General features: G+C 43.0%; 16 protein-coding genes. 7 read left to right on the top strand and 9 right to left on the bottom strand.

Annotated features, from left to right (window positions below; translation table 11 throughout):
- Positions 1–82 precede the first annotated feature (82 nt).
- Positions 83–1,132 carry a serine hydrolase gene (locus FTT98_RS06935; protein WP_180039982.1) on the bottom strand — a complete coding sequence of 350 codons (1,050 nt, stop codon included), beginning with the start codon at positions 1,130–1,132 and terminating at the stop codon, positions 83–85.
- Positions 1,133–1,344: 212 nt separating this feature from the next.
- Between FTT98_RS06935 and FTT98_RS06930 the strand changes: the two genes are divergently transcribed.
- From FTT98_RS06930 to FTT98_RS06920, 3 genes are read left to right on the top strand one after another with little or no spacing between them, the layout of a single operon-like run.
- Complete coding sequence (locus FTT98_RS06930; protein ID WP_078189449.1) at positions 1,345–1,980, top strand: response regulator; 636 nt, start codon at positions 1,345–1,347, stop codon at positions 1,978–1,980.
- A gap of 22 nt (positions 1,981–2,002) precedes the next feature.
- Complete coding sequence (locus tag FTT98_RS06925) at positions 2,003–3,568, top strand: PAS domain-containing sensor histidine kinase (RefSeq protein ID WP_180039937.1); 1,566 nt, start codon at positions 2,003–2,005, stop codon at positions 3,566–3,568.
- A gap of 19 nt (positions 3,569–3,587) precedes the next feature.
- On the top strand, positions 3,588–5,015 hold the full coding sequence (locus FTT98_RS06920; protein ID WP_180039935.1) for a sigma-54 dependent transcriptional regulator: 1,428 nt from the start codon (positions 3,588–3,590) through the stop codon (positions 5,013–5,015).
- A gap of 22 nt (positions 5,016–5,037) precedes the next feature.
- Here FTT98_RS06920 and FTT98_RS06915 read toward each other — a convergent pair whose 3' ends face one another.
- The 4 genes from FTT98_RS06915 to lptF form a co-directional block, all read right to left on the bottom strand.
- Positions 5,038–6,213 (bottom strand): S41 family peptidase, encoded by a 1,176-nt coding sequence (locus FTT98_RS06915; RefSeq protein WP_180039933.1) that lies wholly within the window; start codon positions 6,211–6,213, stop codon positions 5,038–5,040.
- Between the two features lie 17 nt (positions 6,214–6,230).
- Positions 6,231–7,778 carry a 2,3-bisphosphoglycerate-independent phosphoglycerate mutase gene (gene gpmI / locus FTT98_RS06910; protein ID WP_180039931.1) on the bottom strand — a complete coding sequence of 516 codons (1,548 nt, stop codon included), beginning with the start codon at positions 7,776–7,778 and terminating at the stop codon, positions 6,231–6,233.
- 122 nt (positions 7,779–7,900) lie between these two features.
- On the bottom strand, positions 7,901–8,971 hold the full coding sequence (lptG, locus tag FTT98_RS06905) for an LPS export ABC transporter permease LptG (protein WP_180039929.1): 1,071 nt from the start codon (positions 8,969–8,971) through the stop codon (positions 7,901–7,903).
- A 1-nt stretch (position 8,972) separates the two neighbouring features.
- Positions 8,973–10,073, bottom strand: coding sequence for an LPS export ABC transporter permease LptF (gene lptF, locus FTT98_RS06900; protein ID WP_180039927.1), 1,101 nt, complete (start codon positions 10,071–10,073; stop codon positions 8,973–8,975).
- 159 nt (positions 10,074–10,232) lie between these two features.
- On the opposite strand from lptF, the gene FTT98_RS06895 reads away from it, so the two are divergent.
- The 4 genes from FTT98_RS06895 (at position 10,233) to FTT98_RS06880 (ending at position 13,120) form a co-directional block, all read left to right on the top strand.
- Positions 10,233–11,681: a leucyl aminopeptidase gene (locus FTT98_RS06895; RefSeq protein WP_180039925.1), complete on the top strand. Its 1,449-nt coding sequence runs from the start codon at positions 10,233–10,235 to the stop codon at positions 11,679–11,681.
- A complete protein-coding gene (locus tag FTT98_RS06890; RefSeq protein ID WP_078189457.1) occupies positions 11,674–12,081 on the top strand; it encodes a DNA polymerase III subunit chi in 408 nt (135 codons plus the stop codon). Before FTT98_RS06895 ends, FTT98_RS06890 begins: the two co-directional genes overlap by 8 nt.
- A gap of 39 nt (positions 12,082–12,120) precedes the next feature.
- Complete coding sequence (locus FTT98_RS06885) at positions 12,121–12,759, top strand: hypothetical protein (protein WP_180039923.1); 639 nt, start codon at positions 12,121–12,123, stop codon at positions 12,757–12,759.
- 142 nt (positions 12,760–12,901) lie between these two features.
- Positions 12,902–13,120, top strand: coding sequence for a hypothetical protein (locus FTT98_RS06880; RefSeq protein WP_180039921.1), 219 nt, complete (start codon positions 12,902–12,904; stop codon positions 13,118–13,120).
- A gap of 62 nt (positions 13,121–13,182) precedes the next feature.
- On the opposite strand, the gene FTT98_RS06875 is transcribed toward FTT98_RS06880, so the two are convergent.
- From FTT98_RS06875 to ribD, 4 genes are all read right to left on the bottom strand, one after another.
- Positions 13,183–13,728: a VTT domain-containing protein gene (locus tag FTT98_RS06875; RefSeq protein WP_078189460.1), complete on the bottom strand. Its 546-nt coding sequence runs from the start codon at positions 13,726–13,728 to the stop codon at positions 13,183–13,185.
- Between the two features lie 112 nt (positions 13,729–13,840).
- A complete protein-coding gene (locus FTT98_RS06870) occupies positions 13,841–14,500 on the bottom strand; it encodes a riboflavin synthase (RefSeq protein WP_078192598.1) in 660 nt (219 codons plus the stop codon).
- A 33-nt stretch (positions 14,501–14,533) separates the two neighbouring features.
- Complete coding sequence (locus tag FTT98_RS06865) at positions 14,534–15,826, bottom strand: DNA adenine methylase (RefSeq protein ID WP_078189462.1); 1,293 nt, start codon at positions 15,824–15,826, stop codon at positions 14,534–14,536.
- Positions 15,823–16,926, bottom strand: a complete 1,104-nt coding sequence (gene ribD, locus FTT98_RS06860; protein WP_180039919.1) for a bifunctional diaminohydroxyphosphoribosylaminopyrimidine deaminase/5-amino-6-(5-phosphoribosylamino)uracil reductase RibD — start codon at positions 16,924–16,926, stop codon at positions 15,823–15,825. Before ribD ends, FTT98_RS06865 begins: the two co-directional genes overlap by 4 nt.
- Between the last annotated feature and the right edge of the window lie 9 nt (positions 16,927–16,935).

The following is a 16,935-nucleotide window of genomic DNA, read 5'->3' as shown; positions in this document are numbered from 1 at the left end:
TTTTTTTATATCTTGCATTCACTTCAGCATTTAAACGTTGAGTAAATCTAAATACTGAAAGAATGAAAAATCTGAAATCTTGTTAAATACGTTTTGGTAACTGGCTCGCCCAGTTCATTAAACGAGTCGCATCATTGGTTCGTGCCACTGAAGAATCCGCACCCAATAACACCACCACCGCTGGACGGTTATTCAGTGTGGTATGCATCACAACACAGCGCCCTGCTTCATTAATAAATCCTGTTTTTGAAATATTAATATTCCAACCACCATTACGCACTAACGCATTGGTATTGTTTGATTTCAATACGCGGTAACCCAAATTAAAGTCATAACTTGGTGTGGTTGAAAATTGACGAATCAAACCATACTGCGAAGCGGTATTCACCAAAATCCCCAAGTCACGTGCCGAAGCGACATTACCAGGGTGCAAACCTGTCGATTCCATATAATGTGTCGAATTCATCCCTAATGAGCGTGCTTTCGCATTCATCGCTGAAATAAATGCAGAACGACCACCTGGATAAGTACGTGCTAATGCCGAAGCCGCTGGGTTTTCAGATTTCATCAAAGCAAATAGCAAAGCTTCTGCACGGTTCATACTGTCGCCAGCACGCAGCGTTGAACTTGAACTTTTACAGCCTGAACATGAAAAATCAGCCTGTTGTAAGGTAATCTTTTCAGACATGTTTAATCGGGCATCTGAAATCACTACTGCTGTCATGAGTTTGGTAATTGATGCAATCGGTAAAGCGGTATTGCTATTTTTGCTATATAGCACTTCACCAGTTTGACCATCCATAACCAGTGCTGCACGCGCATTTACAGAGGGCTGTCCTGCGTATTGATTGGTATCAATAATACGGACCGTTTTCGATGGTGCTGTCTGTACCACACCGCCTGTACTACGTACAGAAGTAGTCACTTTCGTTGACCCTTGAGGAGATGGCTCTTCAGCGCTATAAGACACGTCACCGTTGAGTAACTGGTTTGCATCTTCAGATGACCAGCTAATATTTGACTGCTGATTTGCAGCACTATTCATCACAATTTCAGCAGAACTGAAACTGCTCATACTGAATAAAATTGACATGCCCAAAACGTGCATGAAGGATTTATTTAATTTTTTCACCATTGCTCACTCAACTCAGGATACTAAACATTTGCGCAAGACCAGCAATATGCCGTACATTGGTCACAACTACGAACATTTTTTGCTCACACATTGTGTATGAAGTTTTTCATTTCATATAAGAATAGGATTGCTAATTTTGTCGTTTCATTGCAAGCTTATTTTGCTTTATGTAACAAAAAAAACAGATTTTGATTTGAGGGAGAGTGTAGGTGATCACAGTTTTGGTGGTAGATGACCATGAATTAGTCCGTACTGGTATTTGCCGTATGCTCGAAGACCATGCAGATGTCCAAGTCATTGGACAAGCCGAATCTGGTGAAGATGCGATTACACTTGTTCGCCAACACCATCCAAATGTTGTTTTATTAGATGTCAATATGCCAGGTATCGGGGGTGTAGAAACCACACGTCGCCTACTTCAAACAGCGCCAGATACAAAAGTCCTCGCAGTCAGTGGACTTGCTGAAGAACCCTATCCGTCTTTATTGTTAAAAGCAGGTGCCAAAGGCTATATCACCAAAGGTGCACCAGTCACTGAAATGGTCCGTGCGATTAATAAAGTGATGCAAGGTGGCAAATATTTCAGTGCAGACATTGCGGAACAACTGGCCAGTTCATATTTGTCTGATACCCAACAATCACCTTTTGACGCCCTGTCTGAGCGTGAAATGCAAGTTGCCATGATGGTGGTCAATTGTATTAGCGCACAAGAAATTTCCGATAAATTATTCGTTAGCGTTAAAACAGTGAACACCTACCGTTACCGCATTTTTGAAAAACTGAATATTGATAGTGATGTCAAACTAACTCACTTGGCGATTCGCTACGGGTTAATCAAACCTTAACACAACGTACATCCTGTTACTTATGACACAGCGTTCAATCCATAGTGAATTGAACCAGTATCATTTGGGCCTTTGGTACAGTGCTTATCGCTTTATCATCAGTGCCTGTCTGTTACTGGTCTTTTTACTGACCTACACTCAATTCAGTTCAGATTATGAATACCCACGTTTATACCTATATGTATTGACGATTTATTTGCTGTTTACCAGCATTCAATTCATGTCACTTGGACGTTTCAAAGTCCGGATCCCAAACCAGTTACTACTGTTATTCATTGTAGATGTCATTTCGCTGAGCTTACTGACCTTAGCCATCGATGGACCTAATTTACATTTGAGTTTGCTGTTTGTGATTACGATTTTTGCAGCATCCCTGTTATTAGATGCCCAAAAAGCTTTGGTCATCACCCTCATCGCTGTGATTTGCGTGGTGTATCAACTGTTTTTAGGTTCAATTCTTGAATTTACCTCACTCAAAAATTTAACCAACAGTGCGATTTTGGCTTTTTTATTTTGTGTGGTGTATGGCAGTGCGCAAATTGCCGTGAAACGTTTCCAGTTACTAGAAAATCTGAATTTTTCGCAATCCTTAGAGCTACATCGACTACAAAACATTAACCGCTATATCTTGGAGCAGATTGATACGGGCTATTTGGTGTTGGATGAAAACTGTCATGTGGTGCTGAGTAATCCTGCTGCTTGCCATTTACTCGGCATGCCAAATTTTTATCATCATGATCAATATCCACTGTATACCACGCAGCCCGATTTATTTGAATTACTCAAATTTGAAGATTTAAAAAGCGGTGAAAAATTCCAATTTGAATCCCAACAAAGCCAATACCACATTCAGGTACTCGTACAAAAACTCGTTGTGCCGCATCAAATGCTGACCTTGCTGATTTTACAAGATGCACAAAAACTCAATCAGCAAGTGCAACAACTAAAATTAGCCGCTTTAGGGCAACTCTCCGCCAGTATTGCACATGAAATTCGTAATCCTTTAGCGGCGATTGTGCATGCCAATGATTTATATCCGCAAAGTGATACCGAACAACAGCACATGTTGAATCATATGATTTCACGTCAAGCGGTGCGGATTGACCGAATTATTCAAGACACCCTAAATATGGTGCGCAATAAGGAAACCCATCCGACTCGTCTGAATCTAGAGCAATTTTTACCGTTGTTCCTGCAAGAAGATCTGGCAGACATTCAACAGAACATTCGGCTCAATGTACAAGCCAAGACTTTAATCGATTTTGATGAGGCACAGTTCAGACAAATTTTAATCAACCTAATTCGTAATGCGATTCGCCATAACAATCCGGACATGTCGTATATCGAAGTGGTGGCGCGTACGGATCAGAAAAAAGTCCAGATCGATGTCCGAGATTTCGGTCATGGGGTTGCTTTACAAAACCGCGCACAGTTATTTCAACCATTTTTTAGTACCGAAATTACTGGAACTGGTTTAGGATTATATCTTGCTCATAGCTTCTGTGAAGCGAATCAAGCACAGCTTTCCTATGTAGAACAAAAACAGGGAGCTTGCTTTAGGATTGAGTGCTTACAAGCTGTTATTTAATTGTTTTTAGGGGAAAACTGTGGATTCACAACCACTGGTATTGTTAGTTGATGACGAAGAAGACTTATGTATGCTGATGCAGATGTCTTTATCAAGGATGGGGGTTAAAACGCATGTTGCACATCGCCTCGACGAAGCTAAAAAAGCCTTGTCTACCTATAGCTACGATGCCTGCCTAACCGATCTCAACTTACCCGATGGTAATGGTCTACAGCTCTTAGATTGGATGAATGAACACTGTCCTGCCCTACCCGTTGCTGTGCTTACAGCCTATGGCAACATGGACATTGCCATTGCCGCATTAAAGGCGGGAGCATTCGATTTTGTCAGCAAACCGATCAATCCCAAACATCTTGAACAACTGCTACAAAAAGCCCTGAATAAGCCATTGGCCGAAGACATTACTTCGCAAGATGCTTTAGAACATAAAATGTTGATTGGTGAATCGCTTCCAATCCAGCAATTGCGTCGAACTCTAAAGAAAATTGCACGTTCACAAGCACCTGTTTTTATTACGGGTGAATCTGGTACGGGTAAAGAGGTCGTGGCCAATTTGGTTCACCGTTTAAGCAACCGTAATGAAGGACCCTTTATTGCCATTAACTGCGGGGCAATTCCCACAGAGTTAATGGAAAGTGAACTTTTTGGCCATAAAAAAGGCAGCTTTAGTGGTGCCACCCAAGACAAACAAGGTCTGATTCAATCTGCACATGGCGGTAGCTTATTTTTGGACGAAATTGCCGAACTACCTTTAGCCATGCAAGTTAAATTGCTACGCGCAGTACAGGAAAAACGTATTCGTCCTGTAGGTTCAGACTGTGAAATTGACGTTGATTTCCGTGTGATCAGCGCCAGCCATCAGGACTTAGAAGCACTCGTCCAACAAGGTCGCTTCCGCCAAGATTTATTCTTCCGCATCCATGTGATGGATTTAGTGTTGCCTGCCTTACGTGAACGTGGCGACGATATCCTCTTATTGGCTCAACATTTTATTCAAAAAATTAGCCATGAATGGGAAATTGCCACTAGGCCTCTAACTGAACGTGCGAAGAGTTTCCTGCTCAGCCAATATTATCCAGGTAATGTGCGTGAACTCCGCAATATTATCGAACGCGCTATGACCCTCTGCGATGATGATCAGATTGATCTTCAACATCTGCAAAGTGCGCCATTAAGACAACCAAGTGCTCAGTTCAATTCCGCTCCAACAACGAATGAATCCGCTCAGCTAGGTGCAAACAGCAACGAACAGAGTGTGGTCCCTCGCAAACTACCTGAAGAAGGCTTAGAGCTCTTTTTAGAAAATATCGAAAAAGAAGTGCTCATGAATGCGTTGAACATCACCCACTGGAACCGAACCCTTGCCGCAAAAAAATTAGGCATGTCATTCCGTTCATTGCGCTATCGTTTGAAAAAATTCGGTTTAGATACCGAAGACGAAGAGTAAAAGCTTTCCAGCGTATTGCTGTTTATTTTTGATTCAGCAATAACTCTGCAACATGATCGACATAGTGATCTTCACGTGCATCATGTTGCAGCGGATAGTTATAGTCTGGCTGCACCCCAATTCCTTCAATCATTTTGCCATTCGGTGTCAGATATTGCGACACAGTCATTTGTAAAGCCGCACCATTACTCAATGGAAATAGTTTTTGAACCACACCTTTACCATAACTTTTCTCACCCGCTACCCATGCACGTTTATGCTCTTTTAATGCTGCGGTAAAGACCTCTGCGGCAGAAGCAGAACGATTGTTGATTAAAATACCAACTTTCATATTTTGAAATTCAAAACTCGGTAAAGCCTGAAACTGTTGGTCACCCTCAGATCGACTTCGAGTCGACACAATAATGCCCTGATTCAAAAATAAATCGGCGGACTCCACTGCTGCGGACAGTAACCCCCCAGGATTATTTCTTAAATCAAACAATACGGCTTTGACACGCGAACCATGACTTTCAATTAAACGCTTAATTTCATTGGCAGTATCTTGTTGAAAAACTTTTACGTGTAAAACTAAAACCTGATTATTTAATAATTTAGATTCTATATCTGTTTCAACTTTAGTGTTTCTGACCAAATTGATCGGTTGACTTGCAGTTATCAGCTGTAGATTCAGCGTTGAGCCTATACTGCCGGTGAGTAGGTGTCGCACTTGATCTTGATTGAGTTTTTTGAGTTCTTGATCATCAATTTTAAACACCGCCGCGCCATTTTTCAGACCTAGCTTTGCTGAATCGGCATCAGGCTTTAAATTGGTGATGACCCATTGCTGCAAACCTGCATCAAAGCGCAAATTGAAATCGACACTCGCAATATCCCCTTCGGTGTATTGCAAAAGCTGCTTATAGTCTTCAGGTGAAAGATATCGTGAATAACGGTCTAAACCACTGACCATGCCTTTGATGGCTTGTTGGAATAATGCATCGTCATTTTTTTCAACTACATAATTATCTTTGACAATGCCGTAGATTTGAACAAATTGTTGAATCGATTCGACAGGTACTTCGGCATAACTTTGTTCATAGCTGCCATCAAACTCATCGAAAGCCGACTTTGCTTTGTCGGCTCCCCATGTCGAATGACTAGAACACAGCAGCAAGGCTGTAAGGCTTACAACTGACGTCCAGTGTGCTTTAGTCATTCATGCTTCCTTACATTTTAAGCTTCAAGAGTAATCAAGTTACGACCTTGCATTTCTGTTGGTACAGGAATGTGCATAAGCGTTAACATTGTCGGCGCTACGTCAGCCAAAACACCACCTTCTGCAATTGTTGCATGGGTCGGACCAACATAGATAAATGGCACAAGTTCAGTGGTATGTTGAGTATGCACCTGACCACTTTGGTAATCCTGCATTTGCTCTACGTTACCATGATCGGCAGTCACTAGCATGTGACCTTTATTTGCCATCACAGCTTCATATACACGGCCTAAGCACGTGTCTACAGCTTCAACCGCTTTGACTGCTGCATCAAATACACCAGTATGACCAACCATATCACCATTGGCATAGTTCACCACGAGTAAGTCGTACTCACCTGAATTAATTGCGGCAACCAACTCATCAGTGACTTCATAAGCACTCATTTCTGGTTTTAAGTCATAAGTCGCAACGTTTGGTGATGGAATCAAAATACGTTTTTCACCCGGATATTCATCTTCACGACCACCACTGAAGAAGAAAGTCACGTGTGCATATTTTTCAGTTTCGGCAATACGCAGTTGTGTTTTACCCAAATGAGACAGGTATTCACCAATCGAGTTATGCAACGCTTCTGGCATATAAGCCACAGGTGCATCAATTGTTGCTTGGTAACGTGTCAACATGACAAATTTTGATAAAGCAGGAACCACTTTACGTTCAAAACCTGCAAAATCTTTTTCCACAAAAGCTTTGGTAATTTCACGCGCACGGTCAGCACGGAAGTTCATGAAGACAACGCTATCACCATCTTGAATCGGTGCTAAATCACCAATACGCGTCGCTTTCACAAACTCATCTGATTCTTCAGCAGCGTAAGCCTGCTCTAGACCTTCAACAGCAGTCGCTGCTGTACGCACAGCTTCACCTTCAGTTAAAAGACGATAGGCTTGCTCAACACGATCCCAACGGTTGTCACGATCCATTGCAAAGTAGCGACCAATCATGGTTGCAATACGACCTTGACCCGGATACTGAGCAAACAGCGCATCTAATTTTTCAAGCGAAGGTTGTGCGCTTTTTGGCGGTGTATCACGACCATCAAGGAATGCATGAAGATACACTTTTGCACCACGTTTTAATGCCAATTCAGCCATCGCCACAATGTGATCTTCATGTGAATGCACACCACCTTCAGACAACAAGCCCATAATATGTACAGCACGGTTTGCAGCTTTGGCTTTTTCAACCGCATCGACTAATACATCATGTTCAAAGAAGGCACCGGTACGAATATCTTTGGTAATACGAGTAAAGTCTTGATACAGCACACGTCCTGCACCAAGGTTCATGTGGCCCACTTCAGAGTTACCCATTTGACCATCAGGTAAACCAACGTCTTCGCCAGAGCCTGAAATCAATCCATGCGGATGCTTTTCCTGCATTGCAGTCAAGTTTGGTCGTTTTGCTGCTAAAAAGGCATTGTCCTCGACCGCTTCGCGATGACCCACACCATCCATAATTACTAATACGTGTGGGATTTTGCCAGCAGTTGCATCCGTCATAATGAACACTCTTTCGTTTATAAATTAATCATACTATCTTACCGAATTTTCGGTGAAGACTCTATGTGACAACCATGGTTTATCTAGGTCATCAACATTGTTTTACTCAATCTTGCATGCACTTAACGTGCGCGGTGCAGCAGGTAGCCACCCGCTACAAACATCAAAATAATTGGTATAAAGACGAACCATGCAGGCGATGGCGCGTACACCAAACTTGCATAACCTAAGAAATCTTGTAAGTAGTAAAAACCCAGTCCAGCAAATAAGGCAATCACCAAGCGAAAACCCATCGACTGTTGACGTAAAGGTCCAAAAATAAATGAACACGCAATTACCACCAAGGCAATTAAAGCAAAGGGCGAACCAAACTTTTGCCAAAACGCCAATTGGTAAGTTTTCGGGACTTGGCTATATTCATGCATATAGCTCATAAAGCTCACCAATTGACTCGGTGATAAATCTTCAGGGTCAATGGTAACCATATGCACATATTTAGGTTGCAAGGCCAATGAAAGCGGCTGTTCAGCATTTTGCTTCGCCACGGCATCACCCGTCGCTAATAGATCCACTTGGGTTGAATTTTGCAGCGACCAAGAGCCATTTTTGACAAAATTCCCTTGCTCCGCATCCAAAGTGCCTCGCAAACGATATTTTTCATCAAAATCAACAACCTGAACATCTTTAATTTGACCTTGTGAATTGGCATAGTCAATATAAATAAAGCGCTGGCCTTCACGTGACCAATAGCCTTTGACTTCGCCCAGTTCAGCCGCAGTGCGGTGACTTTTGACGCTTTTGGCTTGTTCATTGGTATAGGGAATGACCCATTCGCTTAATGCAAAGGATAAAACCACCAAAATGAGTGCCGAACGAATCACCCAGCCCACAATCCGCCAAAGGCTGATGCCGACCGAACGCATCACAATCAATTCACTGTTTGAAGCTAGAGTCCCTAAACCCAGTACCGCTCCAATCAAGGCTGAAATTGGTAAAATTTCATATAAATAATTCGGTGAACTCCATAACACATACTGCAAAGCATTCCATGCGTTATAGCCTTCTTTCAGCGAGCCCAATTCACCTAAATAAGTAAAAAGCACTTGTAAGCCAGCCAATACCGCGGTCGCACCAAGCATGGCTAAAGCAGTAGTTTTGGTCACATGTTTTGCAACTATACGACGTGCCAACATTTTAAGACCTCACTCGCTGAATTTGTTTCTTAATTTTGGGCGCTAATTTTTGTTTACGCGAGAACAATGCTGCTGCAATACCGTAAATCACTAAGACCAGTGGATAAGCCCAAATCCCCATTTCATCTTTACTGATTCGCGTTTTGATCGCCATTAAAGCTACGATTAAACTGGCAAAAATAAGTAAGGCTGGGAACAGTTTTAGGTAACGCCCTTGACGAGGACTTACCTCAGACAAAGCGGTGGCAAGCAATAACGCCACCAAAATAGCGAACGGCACAAAAATTCGCCAACCAAGTTCACTGGCAACCACAGGATCATGACGGTTATCCCATAACTTCGAGGTTGGCAAAGCTTCTACTTCGGTACTTTCAAATTTTGCTTCTTTATCATTTTCTAAACGTAAACGATAGTTTTGGAATTCAGCTTGAGAATAGCGTGGTTGTCCCGGATAGATTTCGTAACGGCGACCTTCAACTAAATCAACAACATTGGCATTATCATTGGGCACTTCGACGCGGGTCGCTTCTTTTGCCAAAATAATGACATCAGGCTTACCCTCTTTTTCTGCACGCTGATAAAAGAAAATATCTTTTAAGTTTTTACGGTCTTCTGACAAGTCCCCTGCATAAATGGTATAGGGCCCAGAGGAAATAAACTCTTTTGGTCGAACCAAGTCAAAGCCTGTTCGTACCGCTTGCGAAGTCGTTAATGCTTCAAACTGACGGATGCCCCAAGGCGACGCCCACAGCATCAAAAATGCTTGAACAGCCATAAAGACCACAGTCATCGGCACCAATAAACGTGACAATTGATTTCGACTGACACCACTACCATTAAGCACAGCCATTTCATGATCGACATACAGACGACCAAAGACCAACATCAGACCAATAAAGAAACCGAGCGGAAGAATTAAGGTTAAAAATTCAGGCAAACGGTAGCCAATAATGCTAAATAAAATACTTGCATCTAAACGACCTTGCGCCGCCACACCAAAGTACTTGATCAAACGACCACCCATCATGATCAAGGTCAATAAGGCAATCACAACCAGTGATGTCGACACCACTTGCTTGACCAGATAACGCCGAATAATCAAATTAATTCTTCCAAAAATAGGGCCAATAAAAACTAGCGTTAGTTTACCCGAATGTAGAAAATATAAAACCTATACCCTTGTTGCTCATTGAAACTCTATTCATATAAATGTTTCAATGGTTTAATGGTTTATAAATTTAAAAAGGCATAAATACCGCACATGAAACTTTCTATTAATACGTCATTCCAAGCGAATGCGTCCAGCCAATATTTGTTGATATTAGTAGATTCTGAGTACGTTACAAATGCAGCTACTTCATATCAAATCAATGATTTAGATAATTTAATTGAAGCGACTCAATTTAAAGCAGCACTCAATGAAAGCCTGCCTTTGGTGGCGAACATTGCCGCTTGTCGCAATAGCGCTCTTTTAGGCCTCGGCAAAGTTGCTGAATTACAGGTCAATAAATTTGCAAAAATTGCACAAACCATTATTAAAGCGTCACAAAAAAAATTCAAACAGATCAGTGTCGATATCTCTGCCCTACCACAAGAACAACATTATTTATTTGCACTTAGCCTGACGCAAGCGGCTTATGCATTTGATGAATACAAGTCTAAGAAAAATGAATTTGTTTTGGAGCAGATCCATTTAATCGCTGCTGAAAGTCCATTAACCACTGCACAGCTTGACTTAATTTCTGCAGTACAATCAGGTCAAAGTTTTACCCGTGACCTAGGTAACCGTCCGGGCAATATCTGTTTCCCTGAATATTTAGCCGAACAAGCTCAAGCGCTTGCAGCTGAATTTCCGGATCAACTCAAAGTGACTGTACTCGATGAACAGCAAATGGCTGATCTCGGTATGGGTGCTTTCCTTGCTGTGAGCAAAGGTTCTGACCGTCCAGGCCGTATTATTACCATCGAATACCTTTCAAACCGTGAAGAAGCACCTGTGGTGCTTGTTGGTAAAGGCGTGACTTTTGATACGGGTGGTATCTCACTTAAACCGGGTGCTGGCATGGACGAAATGAAATTCGACATGTGCGGTTCTGCATCAGTTTTGGGTACCATCCGTGCGCTGTGTGAAGCGAAATTACCAATTCATGTTGTCGGCGCAATTGCTGCTGCAGAAAACATGCCGTCTGGTCATGCCACTCGCCCGGGTGACATCGTGACAACCATGAGCGGTCAAACCGTTGAAATTTTAAATACCGATGCCGAAGGTCGTTTGGTTCTGTGCGATACCTTGACCTATGTAAAACGCTTTAACCCTGCACTGGTGATTGATATTGCAACCCTCACTGGTGCATGTGTTGTGGCATTGGGTTCAGTCCTTACTGGTATGTTCACTCCGGATGATGAACTTGCGGCTGAATTGACTGCTGCAGGTCAACATAGCTTTGACCGCGTATGGCGCATGCCCGTAATTGAAGATTATCAAGAACAACTTGATTCTCCATTTGCAGATATTGCCAACATTGGTGGTCCAAAAGCAGGTTCTGTAACAGCTGCATGTTTCCTTCAACGCTTTACGCGTGAATATCGTTGGGCGCATTTAGACATTGCTGGTACTGCATGGAACTCAGGTGCAAATAAAGGCGCAACAGGTCGTCCTGTGCCATTATTAATGCAATTCTTAGCGAATCGTGCTCAAGCGAATGGCTAAAGTTAGCTTTTATTTATTTGAAAAAAGTCCTGAACGACAAGTCGAAAGCACTTGTCGTTTATGCCGTAAGATTCTGCGTCAGCCTGTACGTATTTGGCTACATTGTGCTGACCCAGACTTACAGCAACAACTTGATGAACGCCTGTGGAGTTTCGATCACACAGGTTTCATTCCCCATGGTATCGATCAAGCCGAGGCAACGGTCTGTATTTCTGCCCAATTGCCTGAGCAAGCCGACTGGATTGTGTTTAATTTTAACGATCAAGCACTTGAACAGTTCGCAAGTTTTAGTCACATTATCGAAATTATTGAAAATAACGAACCCGCTAAAATTATCGGGCGTGAAAAATATAAACAATATCGACGTTTGGGCGTTCAACCACAGACCCACAAACTTTAACGTGATATTGGTTTTACCCTATTTGCAAGGAGATGCACCATGGCATTGAATGTCGGTCCAGACTTTAAACAGCGCTGGTTAAAAGTACCTGAAGCTATTCGTCAGACCTTTATTGATGACCTTGGTCGCGTTTGCGATGTCCTCAATCCCAGTACAGACATTCAACACTGGCTGGTCAATGACCAACAGCAACAGCAAGTGTCTTTTGACAAAATTGAGTCTGCCTATGCAGATTTAAAAGCACAGTTGATAGAAGATGCTCGTATTCGTAAACAATTGGCTTTAGAAAAAGCCTTAGAAGAAAAACGTGAAGCTGAACAAGCCTATGCAGAACAACTGAAACGTGACGAAGAGTTACGCTTTGCTGCACAAACACAAGCGCTCACCATGATGCAGCATAATCTTGATCGTGAAGTACAACACTATGCCGCTCGCTATCATAAAAACCCTGAAACGGGTTTAGCGGGATTAAGTCAAAGCTTATCGGTCAGCGAAGGACAAATGTTGTCAGAACTTGAAAGTGTACGCGTGCGTTTGGAACTTGAGGCAGAAACGCAAATCGAAATAGCCGTCAGTGATTTCCGTGCAAAATTGAAAGCTGCCGCACAAGAAGAAATTGACTATATCTTAGAAAATTCTAATTTTTCGACAGAATCTACATCATCCCAAGCATCGTAAGCTGTCGATCGAAGTCTGGTCACTGTCATTAAACTGACATGTATTTGCAACATGATGTTCATATGGCTGAAGCATTGTCCCTCAAAACACAATGCTTCAGCCATCCTAAAAATATAATCATGCATCCAGATGGGAATTCAATATGGACATCATTCACCAGATTACCCAGAAAATATCCTCTCTATCTGCTGGAGAACAATGGGACATTCGTGCCAAAGATCTTTGGCTGAGTCATTCAGACTTTCACAGTATTTCGGTGTATCTCAGCCGAGAATCAGAAAAAGGGGGTTTTAGCATTCAGCAACCGCCCCAAAGCTCGATTTTTCAAACTCTTGATGTGGTGACCGTTACAAAGCACTAAATTGTCATCTACTCCATAAAAAAAGCCCACAACTGTGGGCTTTTTTTATGTTTAAGTTTGGCTTAGACCAAATCTGCAACTGCAGAAACGGTATGTCCTAGGAAATAACCGATACCGAGTAATAATCCAATCCAGATAAAACCACCTAGCACATTATAAAACATAAATGTGCCAAGACTCATGCGTGCAGATCCAGCGGCAAAAGGCGCAAAAGAACGTACAAAAGGTACAAAGCGTGCGACTAAAATCGTTTTACCGCCATGCTTCATAAAATATTTATTGGTTTTGACCATATATTCGGGCTTAAAGTAACGTGTGTGCTTATTAAAGTACTTAATGCCTAACACGCTGCCCGTATAGTAATTGACGCAGTAGCCCAAGACCGATGCGACAAATAACATCAGCCCCATGGTGTGTAAATGCACCACTTCCGTCGTTGAGCATAATGCGCCAATGGCAAGCAACAGGCTGTCTCCCGGCAGGAAGAACATAAATACTGAACCCGTTTCTGAAAATATCACCAGAAATAAAATGGCATAAATCCACACACCATAATTTTCCAATAACATGGGTAACCACTGTTCCAGATTCAGTAAGAAATCAATCATTATCACCTGTCTGATTATTCATCATATATGTCATTCCGCGACGCATTATCACCAAAAATAAAAAAACAGTCTAATTTTTCAATCAGACTGTTTGGTTTTCTTCGGTATCAACTTATTTCAAGAAGCCATTTTCAGCGAGAAAATCTAAGCTAATTTTAGATTGCGCTGTGGTCTCAGCGGCTTTATCACCAAGCAATAAACGCTCAATATAACGTGCTAAAACATCCACTTCTAAGTTCACTTTAGCCCCAGCCTTCCACGTACCGATATTGGTTCGTTCAGCCGTGTGCGGAATTAAATTTAAGCTCAGCACATTGCCACGTAAATGGTTAATTGTCAGGCTAATACCATCCACGGTCACAGAGCCTTTTTCCGCTAAATAGCGTGCAATTTCTTTCGGTGCGGTCACTTCAAAATAAATAGAACGCGCATCTGAACGAACTTGAGTGATTTCACCCACGGCATCGACATGACCACTGACAATATGTCCACCAAAACGCGTAGTCGGCAACATGGCTTTTTCCACATTCACCGCCTGCCCTGCTTTCCAGTGCTCCAAGGTGGTCCGATTTAAACTTTCACGTGAAACATCGGCTGCATACCAATTACTGCCAAAGTCAATCACGGTTAAGCAAATGCCATTGGTGGCAATAGAATCCCCCAAATGCACATCCGACATGTCTAAATCTGTCTGGATACGTAAGCGGACATCGCCACCCACGTTTTGAATGCTTTCAACTTTACCTAGACTTTCAATAATGCCTGTAAACATGTTCAATCCCTGAAAAATATGGGGCGATGATTTTTACCACAAATCAAGTTGCGTACTCACACCAGAGGTATCGACACCACCCAATTCTGCAAAATGGTGCAATTGACTCAACAACTGACGGATCGGTGGACCTGATTTGGCATGCGTATCCGTGATGACAATAAACTCTAGTACGCGTGCACGTTCAGACTGACGCTGCTTACTCACGCGGTAACGTGGTACATCTTGCGTCAATAAGCTTACTCGGCCACGTTTTAAATTGGCTTGTAACAAATCTGTGGCGCTGATATTACCATCGGTTGAATAGCTCGTCAGGATGTAACGTGCATTGATGGTTTCTAATAATTTTTCATAAGCTTCTTTCGCATGCTTCGAAGAATTATATGGACTTGGACGTTCTTTACGCCATGCACGATCGATTCCGCTCTTAAAGCCTTTGGTGTCTGGTGTTGGTAAATCCACCTGATCCCATAACGTTAAGGCATTCAACACATGGTAGTTACTGCTGTAAGCGTGCTGGTTATATGGTGGATCGAGATAAGCCACATCTACTTCAAAGCCACTCATTTGATTAGCCAAATGCTGTGCGTCGACACACCACATTTCCGCGGCGGGTTTTTTCGGATCACCAATTTCACAAAAACGACTTGGGGTCAGCCATAACAATGAACCGATACGATCTAAGGCTGCTTGGGTTTTACCACCCCAACCATGATGAAAGCTTTTAAATACACCGCTGGTATTGCTGACAAAACTTGCTGAATACAATAACGGTGCCAACAAAGCACTCATTTCCACATCATCAATCGCGCCTTGAGCCTGCCAAGTTGCAATTTGCTGACGAATCGCATCGATACGCATACCATTACGACGTTTAAAGAATAAACGGTCACGTGCCGGATCGTAGATTTCATCATTACGTGGACACAAGTTATGGGTCACCCAACCTTTAACTTCTGGCAAACGGTTCAGATAATCAATCGCTTTCTGATAGCCACCCAACTCTTTAAAAGCAGGTGCTTCAACGCAAGAGAGAATCGCGCTGTTCAAGGCATGGCTGTAGGGTTCCCAGTCATTGGCAATAACACGATAGCCGTTTTGACGAGCCAACCGTGATACCACACCCGAACCTGCAAAAAAGTCTGCAAATATCGGCGCACGACCATCTTCGCGTTTTAAGGTTCCCGTTTGCTCAAGTGCTTCTAAAATCAGATGTAATAGGCGGCGTTTGTTTCCCAAATAAGGAACCAACTGATGGAAAAGATATTCGTCTGTGGTACGAGCCGCATGACGACGTTTGTGATAAACCGTAGACTCTGAATTCATAGCGTCTCTTGAGAAGGGATTAACCTTAAGCGAATGTCATCACCCAATTGAGTGACATCTTTCAGCTTAAATCGAAGCTGCTCTGCCATGCGGTCAAATTCCGCATTAAACATCGCACGTGCTGACTGACCCAACAAGGTCGGTGCAACATAACTGATCATTTCATCGATCAAATGTTCTTGTAAGAAAGCGGTCGAAAGTGTCGCACCGGCTTCCACAAGGACATCATAAATTTGGAACTGTTGAACGCATGCTGCTAACAGATCGGCCAAAGGCTGAATTTCAAATTGTACCACGCCCAAGTCAGCAAGTTCCTGACGATATGGCCCCATGACCATCACGGTTTCAGGTTGCTGCAATATTTTTGCGCTTAATGGCAAGCGGCCTTGGCGATCTAGCACGATACGTTTCGGCTGAACCACGCTTCGCATATCAACAGCATCATCGAGTTGACGTACGTTGAGTAAGCAATCATCTGCTAATACTGTTTCCATCCCAGTAATCACAGCACCTGATATCGCACGCCAATGCTGTACATCTTGTCGCGCCATTGCACCGGTAATCCATTTAGACTCACCCGAGGCCATGGCAGTACGCCCATCCAGGCTCGATGCGACTTTGAGCCGGACATAAGGCATGCCCGTCGCCATGGCTTTTAAAAAGCCCAAGTTCAATTGATGCGCTTCTGCTTCACAAATACCTGTGATCACTTCAATGCCAGCATCACGTAGGATTTGTACACCTTTACCCGCAACCAATGGATTCGGATCGGGACATGCTACAACGACTTGAGCAACACCTGCTTCTACCAAACCTTTGGCACAAGGTGGCGTACGTCCATAGTGTGCGCAAGGCTCTAAAGTCACATAAGCGGTTGCGCCACGTGCGGCCTCACCTGCATCACGCATTGCAAAGACTTCAGCATGTGGTTGACCCGCTTTGGGATGAAAGCCTTCACCAACCAATTGACCGTCTTTGACAATCACACAGCCCACATTGGGATTGGGACGAGTGCTGTATTGCCCCTGCTGTGCCAATGCAATTGCACGCCGCATCCACTGTTGATGCTGCTGCAAAGTCACTTGATCTAACTCAGACATGTAATCACT

The sequence above is a fragment of the Acinetobacter sp. YH12039 genome (assembly GCF_013420015.1).
In the GTDB taxonomy this organism is placed as follows: Bacteria; Pseudomonadota; Gammaproteobacteria; order Pseudomonadales; family Moraxellaceae; genus Acinetobacter; species Acinetobacter amyesii.
Note: the sequence above shows the minus strand (reverse complement) of the source record. Positions and strands in the feature narration are given on the sequence as shown.

Coding starts and splice junctions, on each gene's coding strand:
- FTT98_RS06885 (WP_180039923.1), top strand. CDS start 12,121: ATGGCATTGAATGTCGGTCCAGACTTTAAACAGCGCTGGTTAAAAGTA.
- FTT98_RS06865 (WP_078189462.1), bottom strand. CDS start 15,826: ATGAATTCAGAGTCTACGGTTTATCACAAACGTCGTCATGCGGCTCGT.
- lptG (WP_180039929.1), bottom strand. CDS start 8,971: ATGTTGGCACGTCGTATAGTTGCAAAACATGTGACCAAAACTACTGCT.
- FTT98_RS06875 (WP_078189460.1), bottom strand. CDS start 13,728: ATGATTGATTTCTTACTGAATCTGGAACAGTGGTTACCCATGTTATTG.
- FTT98_RS06880 (WP_180039921.1), top strand. CDS start 12,902: ATGGACATCATTCACCAGATTACCCAGAAAATATCCTCTCTATCTGCT.
- FTT98_RS06925 (WP_180039937.1), top strand. CDS start 2,003: ATGACACAGCGTTCAATCCATAGTGAATTGAACCAGTATCATTTGGGC.
- FTT98_RS06870 (WP_078192598.1), bottom strand. CDS start 14,500: ATGTTTACAGGCATTATTGAAAGTCTAGGTAAAGTTGAAAGCATTCAA.
- FTT98_RS06890 (WP_078189457.1), top strand. CDS start 11,674: ATGGCTAAAGTTAGCTTTTATTTATTTGAAAAAAGTCCTGAACGACAA.
- FTT98_RS06915 (WP_180039933.1), bottom strand. CDS start 6,213: ATGACTAAAGCACACTGGACGTCAGTTGTAAGCCTTACAGCCTTGCTG.
- ribD (WP_180039919.1), bottom strand. CDS start 16,926: ATGTCTGAGTTAGATCAAGTGACTTTGCAGCAGCATCAACAGTGGATG.
- FTT98_RS06895 (WP_180039925.1), top strand. CDS start 10,233: ATGAAACTTTCTATTAATACGTCATTCCAAGCGAATGCGTCCAGCCAA.
- gpmI (WP_180039931.1), bottom strand. CDS start 7,778: ATGACGGATGCAACTGCTGGCAAAATCCCACACGTATTAGTAATTATG.